Genomic DNA, 16,304 nt, shown 5'->3' on the forward strand with positions numbered 1-16,304 from the left:
AAAAGCGAAAAAGCCACGGCAAAACCGTGGCTTTTTTCATGGTGCGTCCGGTGCAGCGCCGAAGCGCATCAGTTGCATCAGCTCTTTGCACTCACCGCGGGCTGCGTGCCGTTGCTGCGTTTCGCGCGGCGATACGCCCAGATCATCAGCAGCACGCCCGCAATGATCATCGGCAGCGAGAGCCACTGCCCCATCGACAGACCCAGCGCGAGCAGGCCGAGGAAGTCGTCGGGCTCGCGCGCGAACTCCACGGTGAAACGTGCGAGGCCATAGCCGATCAGGAACATCGCCGAGATCGCCCCCATGGGGCGCTGCTTGCGCGAGAACAGGATCAGCACGATGAAGAGCGCGATGCCTTCGAGCGCGATTTCATAGAGCTCGGACGGATGACGCGGCAGCAGGTGATACTGCGCGAACACTTCGTTCAGATGCCACTGTGCGGCCTGTTGCGGATGCGCGGCGAGCCACGCGGCGTCGTCGTTGGCGGCACCCGGAAACATCATGGCCCACGGCGAGTCCGGCGAGGTCACACGGCCCCACAGTTCGCCGTTGATGAAGTTGCCAAGACGCCCCGCGGCGAGGCCCGTGGGCACCATCGGCGCAACGAAGTCGGTGACCTGCAGCCACGTGCGTCCGCGCTGCCACGCGAACAGGATCATCGCGAAGGTCACGCCGAGGAAGCCGCCATGGAACGACATGCCGCCTTCCCACACCTTGAAGATATCGAGCGGATGCGCGAAGTACCAGCTCGCCTTGTAGAAGAGCACATAGCCGAGGCGCCCGCCGAGGACCGTGCCGAGCACGCCGTAGAACAGCATGTCGTCGATGTCCTTGGCGGTCCAGCCCTGCGCGGCCACGTACGGCAGGCGCAGGCGCAGGCGGCCGATCACGATCGCGAGGATGAAGCCGACGAGATACATGAGGCCGTACCAGCGCACGGCGAGCGGCCCCAGATGAATGGCGACGGGGTCGAAGTTCGGGTGGATGAGCATCGTGGAATCAGTGCTTGTCGGCGGTGAGGTTTGAAATCGAGTTGTAAGAAGTGCCGCAAAATCGGCAAGGGAATGCCCAATGCGTGCCCAAAAACGTGCGGCGCGTGCGTTGGACGTTTCCAAAGCTGCGCAGTTCGCATGACGCGCCGCGGCGACACATTATCGCCGAGACGAGGGGGGTCAAACCAAAATACGCCTCCAGGCGGGCTCGCCGCGGGTTCAAGGGCGGGATATGAAGGCGGCGTGCGCCGTGCCTGTCATCGCAACGGTGTGGGCACTCATGGGGCGCCTGGCACGCCCACGGTCGCCGCGTGCGCGCGCACGATCTCGATGAAGGCCGCCAGCACCGGACTCACCTCCGCCGCGCGCCAGACGAGACCCGTTTCGATCATCGGCGCCGTTTCGGCCAGCGGCCGGTAGACCACGCCCGTGCGGCGCAGATGCCGCAGCGATTGCGGCACGAGCGCAATGCCCATCCCCGCCGAGACGAGGCTCACGATCGTCTGCATCTGGATCGCCTCCTGCCCTACGCGCGGCGCGAGCCCGGCGGCGCCGTAGCAATCCATGATCGTGTCGTGAAAGCCCGGGGCCAGATGGCGCGGGAACACCACGAGCGGCACATCGGCGAGATCGGCGAGGCTCACGGGCGTCTCGCCCCCGTCGTGGTCGGTAGGGCCGCCCGTGCGCGCCGAAAGCTCGGCCGGCATCGCCACCACCAGCGGCTCGCGCGCGATCGGCAGATACGCGAGCTGCGCCGCGTGACGCGGCGGCAAGGGCGCGATCACGAGGCCCGCGTCGATGCGGCCCGCTACCAGCTCGTCGATCTGCACGTCGCTCGTGGCTTCGGCGAGCTGCAGCCGCACGCGCGGGTGGCGCGCGCCGAAGTCGCGCAAAAGCAGCGGCAGCAGGCCGTAATCGGCCGTCGAGACGAAGGCCAGCGCCAGCACGCCCGCCTCGCCGCGCGCGAGGCTCTGCGCGAGCGGGCGCAACGCTTCCGCGGCGGCAAGCAGGCGCCGCACTTCGGGCAGCAGGTCGGCGCCCACGGCCGTCAGCTCGACCGAGCGGCGCGTGCGCGCGAAGAGCTCGACACCGAGCGTCTCCTCCAGCGCGCGGATGGCCTGTGACAGCGGCGGCTGCGTCATCGAAAGGCGCGCCGCCGCGCGGCCGAAATGCTGCTCCTCGGCCACGGCCACGAAGTAGCGCAGCTGGCGCAGATCGGGAATCGTCGTGCTCATCGGCAAACCGGTCCTGTGATTCTTTTTACGACTCAATAGACCAAGAATAATATATTGGACATTGCGTTCGCGAAACTCCATTCTTCTTCGCACACGCCGGCATCTTCCTCCCAAGGCACGCGCTGCCCGGCGAACGAAACAAGATTCGAGACACCTTCCACGGAGCGTCCCCATGGCATACAACCGTCGTTCGAAGAACATCACGCAAGGCGTCGCCCGCTCGCCGAACCGTTCGATGTATTACGCGCTCGGCTATGAAAAGGCCGACTTCGACAAGCCGATGATCGGCGTCGCCAACGGCCACTCGACCATCACGCCCTGCAACGCGGGCCTGCAGCGTCTCGCCGACGCGGCGGTGGCCGCCATCAAAGGCGCCGACGCCAACCCGCAAACCTTCGGCACGCCCACGATCTCGGACGGCATGTCGATGGGCACCGAAGGCATGAAGTACTCGCTCGTCTCGCGCGAAGTGATCGCCGATTGCATCGAGACCTGTGTGCAGGGTCAGTGGATGGACGGCGTGGTCGTGATCGGCGGTTGCGACAAGAACATGCCCGGCGGCATGATCGCGCTCGCACGCATGAACGTGCCGGGCATCTACGTCTATGGCGGGACGATCCGCCCGGGCAACTGGAAGGGCAAGGATCTGACCATCGTCTCGGCGTTCGAGGCCGTGGGCGAATTCACGGCCGGCCGCATGTCCGAGGAGGACTTCGAAGGCGTCGAGAAGAACGCGTGCCCGTCCACGGGCTCGTGCGGCGGCATGTACACGGCCAACACGATGAGCTCGTCGTTCGAGGCGCTCGGCATGTCGCTGCTCTATTCGTCGACGATGGCCAATCCCGATGAGGAAAAGGTCGACTCGGCCGCCGAGTCGGCGCGCGTGCTCGTCGAAGCGGTCAAGCAGGATCTCAAGCCGCGCGACATCATCACGAAAGAGTCGATCGAGAACGCCGTGGCGCTCATCATGGCGACAGGCGGCTCGACCAACGCGGTGCTGCACTATCTTGCCATCGCTCATGCCGCGGAAATCGACTGGAGCATCGACGACTTCGAGCGCATGCGCAAGAAAGTGCCGGTGATCTGCAACCTGAAGCCTTCGGGCCAGTATGTCGCGACCGACCTGCACAAGGCCGGCGGCATTCCGCAGGTGCTCAAGATCCTGCTCGATGCGGGCCTGTTGCACGGCGATTGCATGACCATCACCGGCAAGACCATCGCCGAAGAACTGAAGGACGTGCCCTCGAAGCCGCGCGCCGATCAAAAGGTCATCTACCCCATCGACCAGGCGCTTTACAAGGAAGGCCACCTCGCGATCCTCAAGGGCAACCTCGCCACGGAAGGCGCCGTTGCCAAGATCACGGGCCTGAAGAACCCCGTGATCACCGGTCCGGCCCGCGTATTCGACGACGAGCAAAGCGCGCTGGAGGCGATCCTCGCCGACAAGATCCAGGCTGGCGACGTGATCGTGTTGCGCTACCTCGGCCCGAAGGGCGGCCCGGGCATGCCGGAGATGCTGGCGCCCACGTCCGCGATCATCGGCAAGGGTCTGGGCGAATCGGTGGGCTTCATCACCGACGGCCGCTTCTCGGGCGGCACGTGGGGCATGGTGGTCGGCCACGTCGCCCCCGAGGCTTTCGAGGGCGGCACCATCGCACTCGTGCAGGAGGGCGACTCGATCACCATCGACGCGCACAAGCTGCTGCTGCAACTGAACATCGACGACGCCGAACTCGCGCGCCGCCGCGCAGCCTGGAAGCAGCCGGCGCCGCGCTACACGCGTGGCGTGCTCGCGAAGTACGCGGCCCTCGCACGGCCGGCGAACAAGGGCGCGGTGACGGGTTGAAAGCGGGCTAAAGGCGCGCGGGACGTCGTGCTTTGCGACGTATCCGCGTGCCCCGCGCAGATCGCTTGTCCGCGGGAAATCCAGCCAGCGTGGAGACCGCGAGGAGGCTACAAGGAGGGCGCACAGAACGTGCGCCCTTTGCTCTTATAATGCGACGACACAGCCGGCGACCACGCTGGCGGAGACCAGTATGAAACTGAAGTCGCAGGCGAAGAACAAGACAGCGACGCCAGCTGCCGCGCTGGCATTGGCATTGGCGTTGGCCACGACGAGCGCCCACGCGCAGAACGGTCCAGGTGGACTCGCACTTGCGCAACAGCAGAACTGCATGAGCTGCCATTCGGTGACACGCACCTTCATGGGCCCCGCACTGCGTGCGATCGCGGCCAGGTACATGGGCAAGCCCGACGCGCAGACCTATCTCTCACACAAGATTCTGGAAGGCAGCAGCGGCGTGTGGGGCACCGTGCCCATGCCTGCGAACACCCAATTGAGTCCGGCCCAGGCAGCCACGCTCGCGAGCTGGATCCTCACGCTGAAATAAGCGAGACGGGCCGCCCTCAAGCCTCCGGCGGCGTCGATTTCCCCGCGCGCGCAGCCAGTTCCTCGCGCAGCGCGGCCTTCACCCAGCCCTTCAATTCGGTTTCGAGCGCGAGACCGATCTCGCGCGACACCTGCCCCACGATCCAGTGCGAATGCTCCTGCAACGCCGCGGCGCAGCGCTGCTCGATCACGCTGCGCCCTTCGCCGGTCAGCCAGCCCATGGCCCGGCCGCTCAGGCGTTCGACGAGCGCTTCAGCGTCTACCAGAAGGCTATCGGGCTCACCGGCAGGCACGGGGTCCGGCACGGCGGCGGCATGGTGCGCGGCAGCAGCCTTCTCGAACGGCGACACATCGCGCCCGCGCAGCAGGTTGCCCGGCACGAGTGTGTCGTTCAAGAGCGGGATCGGAGCCCCTTCAACATCGTGAAAATCGGACACGATCACCTCCACTGGATTTCGATCAAACAGATAAAGGAGAGACAAGCGGCGGGCGCGCCGGGTTCAACCGCCCTGCTTGTAGTTGTTCAGCGCGTAGCCGCGGTCGCGGTAGAAGCGATAGCGCTCGCGGCCCGAGGCCAGTTCCTCGGGCGCATCGCCAATTACTTCGAGCAGGCGCTCGAAGCGCGCGAACTGGGGCGGCACGGCCGCGCCCAGGTTCAGCAGCACGCCATGATGCGGCGCACGCTCGAGATCCGTGGTCAGCACGATGGGCGTTTGCGCGGCGAGCGCGCTTTCGGCCATGCAGTGCGGCACGAAGTCGAGCGGCGAGAAGGTCCAGAGCATCTCGTCGAACGCGCGCAGGCGCGCGGGCTCGGCCAGCACGACGGCTTGCTGGCCGGCCTGATACGCCTTGCGCACGAGCCGGCACGCATACATCAGCGAATGGCCGACGTTCGTGTGGAAATCGATCCGCGTCATTGCCCTGCGCGACCGTCCGCGGCCCGATCGATCAAGAACTGCGCGAGCAGCGGCACGGGACGGCCCGTCGCGCCCTTCGCCGCGCCGCTCTTCCATGCGGTGCCCGCGATGTCGAGGTGCGCCCACGGATACGCTTCGGTGAAGCGCGAGAGGAAGCACGCCGCCGTCACGCTGCCCGCCGGACGCCCGCCGATATTGGCGATATCGGCGAAATTCGACTTCAGCTGCTCCTGATACTCGTCGTCGAGCGGCAGGCGCCATGCCGGGTCGTTCGCTTCGCGCGAGGCGTCGAGCAGCTCGCCCGCGAGCGCGTCGTCCTTCGAGAACAGGCCGCTGTTGTGATGGCCGAGCGCGATGATGCACGCGCCCGTGAGCGTGGCGATGTCGATCACGGCGGCCGGCTTGAAGCGCTCGGCATAGGTGAGCGCGTCGCACAGGATCAGTCGCCCTTCGGCGTCGGTGTTGAGCACTTCGACCGTCAAGCCCGCCATCGTCGTGACGATGTCGCCCGGCTTCGTGGCGTTGCCCGCGGGCATGTTCTCGCACGTGGGGATGATGCCGATCACGTTGAGCTTCAGGCCCATCTCGGCGACCGCGCGGATCGTGCCGAGCACCGAGCCCGCGCCGCACATGTCGTACTTCATCTCGTCCATGCCGTCGCCGGGCTTGAGCGAGATGCCGCCCGTGTCGAACGTGATGCCCTTGCCCACCAGCACGACGGGCGCGGCCTTCGCGCTCGCGCCCTGATAGTGCAGCACGATGAATTGCGGCGGCTCGACCGAGCCTTTTGTAACAGAAAGAAACGAGCCCATCTTGAGCGTTTCGATCTGGCGCTGGCCGAGCACTTCGACCTTGAGCTTCCAGTCGCGCGCGAGCTTCTTGGCCGTGGCCGCGAGGTAGGTAGGCGTGCAAACGTTGCCCGGCAGGTTGCCGAGGTCGCGCGTGAGGTCCATGCCGTTGGCGAGCGCCACGGCCTGCTTGACGGCGAGCTTCGCGGCCTTGTCGTCGGCGGCGTCGACGCTGAAGACGACACGCTTGAGCGCGCGCTGCGCCACATCGGGCTTGCTCTTCATCTGCGTGAAGCGGTAGGTCTCGTTGCGCAGCGCGAGGATCGCGGCGCGCACGCCCCAGTCGCCCGTGCGCTCCTTGATGGGCAGCTGGGCGAGCGTGAACGTGACCTGTGCGATCTTGGTGCCGAGAATCGCGCGCCAGGCCGCCTTGACGGCCTCGCCATAGGCCTTCTGGCCGAATGCATCCTGCTTGCCGAGGCCGACCAGCAGCACGCGCGAGGCGCCGATGCCGCTGACTTCCGGCAGGAACAGCGTGGAGCCGGCCTTGCCGTCGATGTCGCCGGACTTGACGAGGCGGGCGATCGCGCCGCCGATGGCACCATCGATCGCGAATGCCGGACCGGAAAGGGTTTGTGCCTCGAAGATGCCCACTACGACGCAATCCGACTTGCCGGTCAGGAAGGGGCCTTCCCCGCCTTTGCTCCAGTCACAGGCTTTTATGCTAAAGTCCATCGCGCTTGTCCTCGGATAAAATCTGGGCTTAGGATGAAAGCCGCAATTATCCGCTATTTTTTCCGCGGCGGCTCCTGGGTGGTAGCGCGAGCGCTTCGCCCGGCGCGGACCGCCTGCCCTGTTCATCAATAATGATCTTCGAACGTTCCCTGCAGCGTGAACTCGCGTACACGGCCGGCGCCGTGTTCATGGTTCTGCTCACGATCATGCTGACGACGATGATGATCCGCATCGTCGGCTTCGCTGCGTCGGGCCAGATCGACCCGCGCGACGTGCTGGTCCTGATCGGCCTGACCGTGATCGGCTACATCGCCGTGATGCTGATCGTCACGCTCTTCGTCTCGATCCTGTTCGTGCTCACGCGCTGGTACAAGGATTCCGAGATGGTCGTCTGGCTCGCCTCCGGCGTGAGCCTCACGCGCCTCATCAAGCCGATCGCCGTTTTTTCCACGCCGATCGTGATCCTCATCGTGTTTTTCGCCTTTGTCGGCTGGCCGTGGTCGAACGCGCAAAGCAAGCTGATCCGCGCGCGCTTTCAGCAGCGCGATGAAGTGTCGCTGCTCGCGCCCGGCCAGTTCCGCGAATCGCCCACCACGCACCGCGTGTTCTTCATCGAAAGCATGAGCCCCGACCAGGGCCGTGTGGACAATGTGTTCGTCACGAGCACGGAGAACGGCAAGGTCAACGTGATCGTCTCCAAGACCGGCCACACGGAAACCACGAAGAACGGCGACCGCTTCGTCGTGCTCGAGAACGGCCGCCGCTACGACGGCGAACCCGGCCACCCCGACTTCCGCATCACCGAGTTCCAGCGCTATGGCGTGAAGATCACGAGCCAGCCCGTGGTCTCGACGCCCACGGCGAGCAGCACGCCCACGCTCGACCTGATCCGCAACCCGAGCGCCGACAATCTCGGCGAGCTCGCATGGCGCGCCGGCCTGCCGCTCATCGCGATCAACCTGATGCTGCTCGCGATCCCGCTCGCGTATCAGAACCCGCGCCGCGGGCGCACCATCAACCTCGTGATGGCCGTGCTGATCTACCTCACCTACTCGAACCTGCTCAACGTCATGCAATCGCAGATCGAGCAGGCCAAGATCTCGTTCGGCCTCGGGCTCGTGCTGCTGCATATCGTGGTGCTCGCGCTCGTCGTCTTCCTCTTCTGGCTGCGGGTGCGCAACCGGCCGCTCTTTACGCGCGCGATGTTTCAGCGCGCGTCGCAAGGGAGCTGACCGATGCGCATCTACGAGAAATACTTCGCGCGCCAGGTCTATGTGGCGTTCGTGTTCATCCTGTTCGCCTTCTCCGGTCTGTTCTTCTTCTTCGACCTGATCAACGAGCTGAACTCGGTCGGCCACGGCAACTACAAGTTCACCTATGCGGTGCTGCGCGTTGCGCTGCAGGCGCCGTCACGGCTCTACGAGATCATTCCGGTTGCTGCGCTGATCGCCGCGATCTATGTGTTCGCGCAGATGGCCGCCAATTCCGAGTACACGATCTTTCGTGTCTCCGGGCTCGCAACGGGCCAGGCGCTGCGCTCGCTCCTGAAGGTCGGCATCCCGATCGTGCTGCTCACCTACCTCATCGGCGAAGTGGTCGGTCCGTACACCGACCAGCTCTCCGAGCGTGTGCGTCTCGAGGCGCTCGGCTCCGCCGTATCGACGGACTTCAAGTCGGGCGTCTGGGTGAAAGACACGCTCACCAAGCGCGCCGACGGCGAGCAGGCGACGCGCTTCGTCAACGTGGGCGAGCTGCTGCCCGACGCGACGATCACCAATGTGCGCATCTACGAATTCGATTCGCAGTTCAGGCTCACGAACGTGCGTCTCGCGAAGAGCGGCACCTTTGAGCCGCCGGGCCACTGGCTGCTCAAGGACGTGACGGATACCGAGCTGATCGGTGTGCCGCCGCCGCCGAACCAGCCTGTCGATGCGCTCAATCCGGTCTATCGCGCGCAGCAGACGGCGCTACCCGAGTACTCGCTGCGCTCGGAGCTCACGCCGCAGATTCTCTCGGTGCTGCTGGTTTCGCCCGATCGCATGTCGATGTTCAACCTGGTCCGCTACATCCAGCACCTTTCGGAAAACCATCAGGACACGCAGCGCTATGAGATCGCCCTCTGGCGCAAGGTGCTCTACCCGTTCGCGGTATTCGTGATGCTGGTGCTCTCGCTGCCGTTCGCGTACCTGCATACGCGCGCGGGCGTGGTGGGCGTGAAGGTGTTCGGCGGGATCATGCTCGGCATGAGCTTCCAGCTCGTGAACACGCTGTTCTCGCACGTCGGTACACTGAACACGTGGCCCGCGCCGCTCACGGCGGCAACACCGGGCCTCATCTATCTGGCGCTCGGGCTGCTCGGCCTGAAATGGGTCGACCGGCATTGATGTCCCGCTGACGTCCCATCGACGTCGATTGCGGAGAGGCTACGCTCTGGGGGAAAACGCGACGATGGGCACGCACGGCATGATCCTCTTCGGCCACGGCGCGCGCGATGCGCGCTGGAAAGAGCCGTTCACGCGCCTCGCGGACAAGCTCGCCGCCACGCGCGGCGACGCCGGGCCCGTGAGTCTCGCCTTCCTCGAACTCATGGCGCCGAGCCTGCCCGAGGCCATCGCCGCGCAGACCGCGCTGGGCTGCGACGCCATCACGGTGGTGCCGGTGTTCTTCGGCCAGGGCGGCCATATCCGGCGCGATTTGCCCGCGCTCGTCGCGCAATGCCAGGCCGCGCATCCCGGCGTGCGGATCGCCTGCGCGACCGCCGTGGGCGAGGACGACGGCGTGCTCGACGCGATCGTGCAGTACTGCCTCGGGCAAGAGCACGAGTAAGCGCCCTGCCCTTCAAAAAATTGGCCAGCACGGCATGTGCCCGCACAAAGCAGAAGGGCCGCTCTTTGAGCGGCCCTTCTTGCGTTCTACCTACCCCCGTTTTTCTGCGCTGCCTCAGGCCGCGGCGCGGCGCTGACCCGATGGTTCGGCTTGCGTCTCGTCGTCGGCTTGCGCTTGCCCTGCCCGCTCGGCGAACGCGTCGCCGATCATGAGCAGGCTCGGCTGTGCCGCATCGAGCCAGTCCTGCGCCTCGCCGGCGGCAAGACCCGCCAGCGTGAGCGTGAGCGTGCGTTCGCGCGCCGTGCTGCAGGCCTCGACGATCGCCACGGGCGTCGCGCCCGCGCGGCCCGCTTCAATCAGTTGCCGCGCAATGTCCGGCGCGCTGTCGCGGCCCATGTAGAACACCAGCGAATCGGCATTGACCTGCTCGCGAATGGCCTCGCTGTCCGCCGCGCGCGAGTAGGTCGCGAGCGCGACGCTGCGCGCCACGCCACGCAGCGTGAGCGAGCGTTGCAGCGTGGCCGCACTGGCCAGCGCGGCAGTGATGCCCGGCACGATCTCGTACTCGATGCCCGCCGCTTCGAGCGCGCGCATCTCTTCGTCGGCGCGGCCGAACAGCATCGGATCGCCGCCCTTCAGGCGCACGACCACGTCGTGCTCGCGCGCCGCATCCACGAGCTGCTTGTTGATGAAGTGCTGCGCCGTCGAGCGCTGCCCGCAGCGCTTCCCGACCGCGATGAACTTCGCATCCTGCGGGGCGTACTCGAGCATTGCCGGCTCGACCAGCGCGTCGTGCAGCACGACCTGGGCTTGCGCGAGCAGGCGCGCGCCGCGCACCGTGATGAGATCCGCCGCACCCGGTCCGGCGCCGATCAGATAAACCTTGCCCATTTGCCTCGTTGACTCATGTGTCGGCGCGCCGCCGTTGAACCATTGAACCCCGGCGACGCGCCGCGCGCAGCCGCCTCAGGCGGAAACCGCGCGGATCATCCCTGCCGCCACCGTGTGGTGCGTCGCCTCGTCGATGAGGACAAACGCGCCGGTGCCGGGATGCACATCATACAGGTCCGCGACGATCGGCTTTTGCAGCGTGAGCGCCACGCGGCCAATGTCGTTCATCGCGAGATTGTGGCGGTCGGTCGCGTGCGAGAGCGTGTGCACGTCGAGCACTTCCTTGACCGCGCCGATCTTCGCGAACACCGTGCTCGCGGTCTGCTTGAGCAGATACTTGCGCTGCGGCGAGAGCGGCTCTTCGTCGAACCAGCAGAGGTCCGCTTCGAGCTTCTTCGCGGGCTGCGTGTCGTCAGTGGCCGGCACGAAGGTGTCGCCGCGCGAGACGTCCACGTCTTCGGCGAGACGGATCGTGACGGTCTGGCCCGCGAACGCGCGGTCGACCTGCGCCGTGCCGCCCGGCACCGGGGCGATGATCTCGGCGACCGTCGCCTGGCGGCCCGCCGGCAGCACCGTGATGGCGTCGCCGAGCTTCACTTCGCCCGCTTCGATGCGACCCATGTAGCCGCGGAAGTCGTCGGCGCTCGAGCCGTCCTGGCGCGCGACCCACTGCACCGGGAAACGCAGCGCTTCGCCCGCGGCCTGCTCGACCGGCAGCGCCTCGAGCACGTCGAGCAGCGGCTCGCCCGCGTACCACGGCATGCGCTCGCTCGCGGCCACGATGTTGTCGCCCTTGAGCGCCGAGACCGGCACGAAGCGCACGTCCTCCAGACCGAGCTGGCGCGCGAGCGCGACGTAGGCGTCGCGGATCAGGTCGAAGGTGGCTTCGCTGTAGTCGACCAGATCCATCTTGTTGATCGCGACGATCACGTGCTGCAGACCCAGCAGCTTGACGATCGCGCTATGGCGCTTGGTTTGCGGCAGCAGTTGCGTGACACCGTTCTCGACCGTCACGCGCGTGGGGTCGATCAGGATGATCGCCGCGTGCGCCGTCGAGGCGCCCGTGACCATGTTGCGCGTGTACTGCTCGTGGCCCGGCGTGTCGGCGATGATGAACTTGCGCTTGGCCGTGGCGAAGTAGCGGTACGCCACGTCGATCGTGATGCCCTGCTCGCGCTCGGCTTCGAGGCCGTCGGTGAGCAGCGACAGGTCGATCTCGTCGCCCACGGTGCGCTTGTTCTTCGCGCGCGAAAGCGCCGAGAGCTGGTCCGAGAGAACTGCCTTGCTGTCGTACAGCAGGCGGCCGATCAGCGTGCTCTTGCCGTCGTCCACGCTGCCCGCCGTGATGAAGCGCAGCACGCCGAGGTCTTCAGGTTGATGCGTCGTAACCATATTCAATGTTTCCTCAACGTGCTCTTTAGAAATAACCTTGCTTCTTGCGCTGTTCCATCGCGGCTTCCGACGCCTGGTCGTCCATGCGCGTCGCGCCGCGTTCCGTGATTTCGGTCACGGCCGTTTCGGCGATGATCTTCTCGACGTTGTCGGCATCGCTTTCCACCGGGCACGTGCAGCTGATGTCGCCCACGGTGCGGAAACGCACCTGCGCCATTTCGCTCGTTTCGCCTTCCTTCATCGGCGTGAGCGGCGTGACCGGCACGAGCAGGCCGTTGCGGCGCACGATCTCGCGCTGGTGTGCATAGTAGATCGACGGCAGCTCGAGCTTCTCGCGCTCGATGTACTGCCACACGTCCAGTTCCGTCCAGTTCGAGATCGGGAACACGCGCAGGTGCTCGCCCTTGTGCAGGCGCGCGTTGTAGATGCTCCAGAGTTCCGGGCGCTGCGCCTTCGGATCCCACTGGCCGAATTCGTCGCGGAACGAGAAGATGCGCTCCTTCGCGCGAGCCTTCTCTTCGTCGCGGCGCGCGCCGCCGATCATCGCCGTGTAGCCGTATTCCTCGATGGTTTCGAGCAGCGTGACGGCCTGCGCGGCGTTGCGCGAATCCGTTTCGCGGCGCAGACGCACGGTGCCCTTCTTGATCGAATCCTCGACGTGGCCGACCACGAGCTCGGCGCCGATTTCGGCCGCGCGACGATCGCGGAAGTCGATCACTTCCTCGTAGTTGTGGCCCGTGTCGATATGCACGAGCGGGAACGGCAGCGCGGTCTTGCGGTTCGCGCCCAGGCCGAAGGCCTTCAGTGCGAGCGCCAGCACGACCACCGAGTCCTTGCCGCCCGAGAACAGCAGCGCGGGCTTGCTGCACTCGGCAACGAGTTCACGCAGGATGTGGATCGACTCGGCTTCGAGCCAATCGAGATGGTCCATGCGGTTCGCCGTGACCTGGAGCGGTGCGTTCACTGCGGAATCGAGCGTCGTGCTCATGTTCGGATCCTTCGTCAGTGCGCGCCCGTTTAGGGGGCGCGCGGTACTCGGTATTCGGTGGTACGCCGCTCAAGACGGCGCAACAAACTTCAATTTTAGTTCGTCTGGCCGATGGACGACACTGCAACGACCGGAATGGCTGACACGGAGGTGATGTGCAGCCCGCATTCCTTCGTATCGCGCGACTCCCACCACCAGCGGCCCGCCCGGCTGTCTTCGCCCGGGCGCACGGCGCGCGTACAGGGCTCGCAGCCGATGCTCGGGTAGCCGCGTGCGTGCAGCGGGTTCACCGGCACGTCGAAGGCACCCAGATATGCCCAAACGTCGGCCTCGGTCCAGTCCGCGAGCGGATTGAACTTGGCGATGCCGCGCGCGTTGTCCTGCTCTTCCTCGTGCAGCTCGGCACGCGTGACCGACTGCTCGCGGCGCTGGCCCGTGACCCACGCCGAGACGTCCGAGAGCGCGCGGTTCAGCGGCTCGACCTTGCGGATCTCGCAGCAGCGCTTGCGCAGATCGATGCTCTCGTAGAACGCGTTCAGGCCGTGCTGTGCGACGTATTCGTCCACAGCGTCCTGTTGCGGATGGAACTGCTCGATCTCGTAGCCGTAGCGCTCGCGCACGCGGTCGATCATGCCCAGTGTTTCCGCATGCAGGCGGCCCGTGTTCAGCGAGAAGATGCCAATCTTCACGCCACGCGAAAGGATCGCGTGGGTGAGCAGCATGTCTTCGGCTGCGAGGCTGCTCGCGAGCTTCACGTCGGCGTGGCGCGCGGCGATCGAATCGAGCAGCGCGTCGAGGCGCTCGATCTTCGCCTGCAGCGCCGGCGCGATGTCGTTGGCGACGGTGCTCATGCTGCGGCGCCCGATTGTGCCTGTTGTGCCTGCTGGGCGAGACGGCGGCGGAACAGCGGCGACGGCTCGTCGAACGCACCCTGGTACTGCACCGTGAACTCGGTGAAGGCCTTGAGCGCGTCGTTGATGTCCTTGTCGGCGCGCAGCGCGTACGAATCGAAGCCGCAGCGCTCGTAGAACCGCAGTTGATCGCGCAGCACGTCGCCGATCGCGCGCAGCTCGCCCTGGTAGCCATAGCGCTCGCGCAGCAGACGCCCGATCGAATAGCCACGGCCATCGCGGAACACCGGGAAGTCGATGCCGATCAGCGCGAGCTTGTCGAAGTCGCCGGCGATGTCGGCCGGTTCGCTGTCCGGCTCGAGCCACACGCCGAGTTCGTCCTTGCCGCGCGAGGCGACGAGCGCATCGCGCCCGGCCTGCCACAGGGCGAACGGCACCAGCACCTTGCCGGCGGGCAACGCGGCCACTTCCGGCAGCGTGCCGTCTTCAGCGGCACGCACGACTTGCCAGTTGTCCTCGACGATCTCGCGTTTCTTGATGATCAATGAAGCCATGTTTGCTTGACTCTCGTATCTCGTTGCGTGCTGCTTTTAAGCGTGGGCCGGCTGGCGCGATGCGTACACGCGCTCCTTGAACGGCGTGATGCCGATGCGGTCGTACGTGTCGATGAAGCGCTCGCCGTCGATGCGATGCTCGACGAACGTATCGATCACCTTCGACATCACATCGGGCATTTCCTCGGCCGAGAACGACGGGCCGATCACGCGGCCAAGGCGCGCGCCGTTGGCGCCGTTGCCCTGCTCGCCGCCGAGCGACACCTGGTACCACTCCGAGCCGTCCTTGTCGACACCCAGAATGCCGATGTTGCCGACGTGGTGGTGACCGCACGAGTTCATGCAGCCCGAGATGTTCAACGACAGGTCGCCCAGGTCGTGAACGTAATCGAGATTGTCGAAACGCTCCTGGATCGCGAGCGCGATGGGGATCGACTTCGCGTTCGCGAGCGAGCAGAAGTCGCCGCCCGGGCACGCGATGATGTCGGTCAGCAAGCCGATGTTCGCGGTCGCGAAACCTTGTGCCTTGGCCTTTTCCCAGAGCGCGAAGAGGTCGCGCTTCTTGACGTCCGCGAGGATCAGGTTCTGCTCGTGCGACACGCGGATCTGGCCGAACGCGTATTCGTCAGCCCAGTCGGCCACGGCTTCCATCTGCGCATCGGTGGCGTCGCCCGGCGCGATGTTGCGCGGCTTGAGCGAGAGCGTGACCGACGCGTAGCCCGGCACGCGATGCGTGCGCACATTGCGCTCGACCCAGCGCGCGAACGCGCGGTTCTCGAGCAGATGGTTCTCGTACGAGGTGTCGGTATCGGCGAGCTTTTCGTAGGCCGGCGCCACGAAGTGCTTCGACACGCGGTCGAGCTCTTCCTGAGTGAGCGTCGAGGGGCCGTCCTTCAGATGCTGCCACTCCTCTTCCACCTGCGCGGCGAACTTCGCCGGCGAGAGCGCCTTCACGAGAATCTTGATGCGCGCCTTGTACATGTTGTCGCGGCGGCCATAGCGGTTGTACACGCGCAGCACCGCTTCGCAGTAGGTCAGGAGGTGCTGCCACGGCAGATCGCGCTTGATGATCGCGCCGACGATCGGCGTGCGGCCGAGGCCACCGCCCGCGAGAATGCTCGCGACGACTTCGCCCTGCTCGTTACGGTCGAGATAGACGCCCAGGTCGTGGATCTGCACGGCCGCGCGGTCTTCCTTCGAGCCGGAAACGGCGATCTTGAACTTGCGCGGCAGCCACGCGAACTCGGGGTGGAACGTCGACCACTGGCGCAGGATCTCGGCCCACGGGCGCGGATCGACGACTTCGTCGGGCGCGACGCCCGCGAACTGGTCAGCGGTGATGTTGCGGATGCAGTTGCCCGAGGTCTGGATGCCGTGCATCTGCACCGAGGCGAGCTTGCGCAGGATTTCGGGCGTTTCCTCGAGCTTGATCCAGTTGTACTGGATGTTCGAGCGCGTCGAGAAGTGGCCATAGCCGCGGTCGTGCTCGCGCGCGATGACGCCAAGCATGCGCAACTGGTCGCTGCGCAGGTTGCCGTAAGGAATCGCGATGCGGTGCATGTAAGCGTGGCGCTGGTAGTACAGGCCGTTCTGCAGACGCAGCGGGCGGAACTCTTCTTCGCTCAATTCGCCCGAGAGGCGCCGGCGAACCTGGTCGCTGTATTGCGCGACGCGTTCGTCAACGATGGTCTGGTCGTACTGATCGTATTGGTACATTCGGGGACCCCAGGGTTGTTCATTCGCAGC

Annotated in this window: 16 protein-coding genes; 5 read left to right on the forward strand and 11 right to left on the reverse strand. The window is 65.8% G+C overall.

The features are described from left to right. Positions 1 to 77: 77 nt before the first annotated feature. Together lgt and BO1_RS32980 are read right to left on the reverse strand one after the other, a co-directional pair. Positions 78 to 992, reverse strand: a complete 915-nt coding sequence (gene lgt / locus BO1_RS32975; protein WP_028221204.1) for a prolipoprotein diacylglyceryl transferase — start codon at positions 990 to 992, stop codon at positions 78 to 80. A 278-nt stretch (positions 993 to 1,270) separates the two neighbouring features. Further along, positions 1,271 to 2,227, reverse strand: a complete 957-nt coding sequence (locus BO1_RS32980) for a LysR family transcriptional regulator (protein ID WP_028221205.1) — start codon at positions 2,225 to 2,227, stop codon at positions 1,271 to 1,273. Between the two features lie 172 nt (positions 2,228 to 2,399). Here BO1_RS32980 and ilvD point away from each other — a divergent pair, with 172 nt between their 5' ends. Together ilvD and BO1_RS32990 are read left to right on the forward strand one after the other, a co-directional pair. Beyond that, positions 2,400 to 4,073, forward strand: a complete 1,674-nt coding sequence (gene ilvD / locus BO1_RS32985; RefSeq protein WP_028221206.1) for a dihydroxy-acid dehydratase — start codon at positions 2,400 to 2,402, stop codon at positions 4,071 to 4,073. Positions 4,074 to 4,269: 196 nt separating this feature from the next. Next, positions 4,270 to 4,617, forward strand: coding sequence for a c-type cytochrome (locus BO1_RS32990; RefSeq protein ID WP_407670030.1), 348 nt, complete (start codon positions 4,270 to 4,272; stop codon positions 4,615 to 4,617). A gap of 16 nt (positions 4,618 to 4,633) precedes the next feature. Here BO1_RS32990 and BO1_RS56650 read toward each other — a convergent pair whose 3' ends face one another. From BO1_RS56650 to BO1_RS33005, 3 genes are all read right to left on the reverse strand, one after another. After that, positions 4,634 to 5,053, reverse strand: coding sequence for a DUF2486 family protein (locus BO1_RS56650; RefSeq protein WP_167338414.1), 420 nt, complete (start codon positions 5,051 to 5,053; stop codon positions 4,634 to 4,636). A 63-nt stretch (positions 5,054 to 5,116) separates the two neighbouring features. Next, on the reverse strand, positions 5,117 to 5,533 hold the full coding sequence (locus tag BO1_RS33000) for a DNA polymerase III subunit chi (protein ID WP_028221208.1): 417 nt from the start codon (positions 5,531 to 5,533) through the stop codon (positions 5,117 to 5,119). Continuing rightward, entirely contained in the window at positions 5,530 to 7,056 is a 1,527-nt protein-coding gene (locus tag BO1_RS33005) for a leucyl aminopeptidase (RefSeq protein ID WP_028221209.1), read from the reverse strand. The genes BO1_RS33000 and BO1_RS33005 overlap by 4 nt, the downstream gene beginning before the upstream one ends. A 131-nt stretch (positions 7,057 to 7,187) precedes the next feature. Here BO1_RS33005 and lptF point away from each other — a divergent pair, with 131 nt between their 5' ends. From lptF to BO1_RS33020, 3 genes are all read left to right on the forward strand, one after another. Further along, entirely contained in the window at positions 7,188 to 8,288 is a 1,101-nt protein-coding gene (gene lptF / locus BO1_RS33010; RefSeq protein WP_028221210.1) for an LPS export ABC transporter permease LptF, read from the forward strand. A 3-nt stretch (positions 8,289 to 8,291) separates the two neighbouring features. Continuing rightward, entirely contained in the window at positions 8,292 to 9,440 is a 1,149-nt protein-coding gene (gene lptG / locus BO1_RS33015; RefSeq protein WP_028221211.1) for an LPS export ABC transporter permease LptG, read from the forward strand. A gap of 64 nt (positions 9,441 to 9,504) precedes the next feature. Then, positions 9,505 to 9,882: a sirohydrochlorin chelatase gene (locus tag BO1_RS33020; protein WP_028221212.1), complete on the forward strand. Its 378-nt coding sequence runs from the start codon at positions 9,505 to 9,507 to the stop codon at positions 9,880 to 9,882. Between the two features lie 114 nt (positions 9,883 to 9,996). Here BO1_RS33020 and cobA read toward each other — a convergent pair whose 3' ends face one another. From cobA to BO1_RS33050, 6 genes are all read right to left on the reverse strand, one after another. Continuing rightward, complete coding sequence (gene cobA, locus BO1_RS33025; protein WP_028221213.1) at positions 9,997 to 10,773, reverse strand: uroporphyrinogen-III C-methyltransferase; 777 nt, start codon at positions 10,771 to 10,773, stop codon at positions 9,997 to 9,999. Between the two features lie 75 nt (positions 10,774 to 10,848). Next, positions 10,849 to 12,165 carry a sulfate adenylyltransferase subunit 1 gene (locus tag BO1_RS33030; protein ID WP_028221214.1) on the reverse strand — a complete coding sequence of 439 codons (1,317 nt, stop codon included), beginning with the start codon at positions 12,163 to 12,165 and terminating at the stop codon, positions 10,849 to 10,851. A gap of 25 nt (positions 12,166 to 12,190) precedes the next feature. Further along, on the reverse strand, positions 12,191 to 13,153 hold the full coding sequence (gene cysD / locus BO1_RS33035) for a sulfate adenylyltransferase subunit CysD (RefSeq protein ID WP_028221215.1): 963 nt from the start codon (positions 13,151 to 13,153) through the stop codon (positions 12,191 to 12,193). Positions 13,154 to 13,248: 95 nt separating this feature from the next. Beyond that, on the reverse strand, positions 13,249 to 14,004 hold the full coding sequence (locus tag BO1_RS33040) for a phosphoadenylyl-sulfate reductase (protein WP_028221216.1): 756 nt from the start codon (positions 14,002 to 14,004) through the stop codon (positions 13,249 to 13,251). Beyond that, a complete protein-coding gene (locus BO1_RS33045; RefSeq protein WP_028221217.1) occupies positions 14,001 to 14,558 on the reverse strand; it encodes a DUF934 domain-containing protein in 558 nt (185 codons plus the stop codon). The genes BO1_RS33040 and BO1_RS33045 overlap by 4 nt, the downstream gene beginning before the upstream one ends. Before the next feature lie 36 nt (positions 14,559 to 14,594). After that, positions 14,595 to 16,274 (reverse strand): nitrite/sulfite reductase, encoded by a 1,680-nt coding sequence (locus BO1_RS33050; RefSeq protein ID WP_028221218.1) that lies wholly within the window; start codon positions 16,272 to 16,274, stop codon positions 14,595 to 14,597. Positions 16,275 to 16,304 lie beyond the last annotated feature (30 nt).

Source organism: Paraburkholderia oxyphila NBRC 105797, from assembly GCF_000685075.1.
Lineage (GTDB): Bacteria > Pseudomonadota > Gammaproteobacteria > Burkholderiales > Burkholderiaceae > Paraburkholderia > Paraburkholderia oxyphila.

Coding starts and splice junctions, on each gene's coding strand:
- lgt (WP_028221204.1), bottom strand. CDS start 992: ATGCTCATCCACCCGAACTTCGACCCCGTCGCCATTCATCTGGGGCCG.
- BO1_RS32980 (WP_028221205.1), bottom strand. CDS start 2,227: ATGAGCACGACGATTCCCGATCTGCGCCAGCTGCGCTACTTCGTGGCC.
- ilvD (WP_028221206.1), top strand. CDS start 2,400: ATGGCATACAACCGTCGTTCGAAGAACATCACGCAAGGCGTCGCCCGC.
- BO1_RS33000 (WP_028221208.1), bottom strand. CDS start 5,533: ATGACGCGGATCGATTTCCACACGAACGTCGGCCATTCGCTGATGTAT.
- BO1_RS33005 (WP_028221209.1), bottom strand. CDS start 7,056: ATGGACTTTAGCATAAAAGCCTGTGACTGGAGCAAAGGCGGGGAAGGC.
- lptF (WP_028221210.1), top strand. CDS start 7,188: ATGATCTTCGAACGTTCCCTGCAGCGTGAACTCGCGTACACGGCCGGC.
- lptG (WP_028221211.1), top strand. CDS start 8,292: ATGCGCATCTACGAGAAATACTTCGCGCGCCAGGTCTATGTGGCGTTC.
- BO1_RS33020 (WP_028221212.1), top strand. CDS start 9,505: ATGGGCACGCACGGCATGATCCTCTTCGGCCACGGCGCGCGCGATGCG.
- cobA (WP_028221213.1), bottom strand. CDS start 10,773: ATGGGCAAGGTTTATCTGATCGGCGCCGGACCGGGTGCGGCGGATCTC.
- BO1_RS33030 (WP_028221214.1), bottom strand. CDS start 12,165: ATGGTTACGACGCATCAACCTGAAGACCTCGGCGTGCTGCGCTTCATC.
- cysD (WP_028221215.1), bottom strand. CDS start 13,153: ATGAGCACGACGCTCGATTCCGCAGTGAACGCACCGCTCCAGGTCACG.
- BO1_RS33040 (WP_028221216.1), bottom strand. CDS start 14,004: ATGAGCACCGTCGCCAACGACATCGCGCCGGCGCTGCAGGCGAAGATC.
- BO1_RS33045 (WP_028221217.1), bottom strand. CDS start 14,558: ATGGCTTCATTGATCATCAAGAAACGCGAGATCGTCGAGGACAACTGG.
- BO1_RS33050 (WP_028221218.1), bottom strand. CDS start 16,274: ATGTACCAATACGATCAGTACGACCAGACCATCGTTGACGAACGCGTC.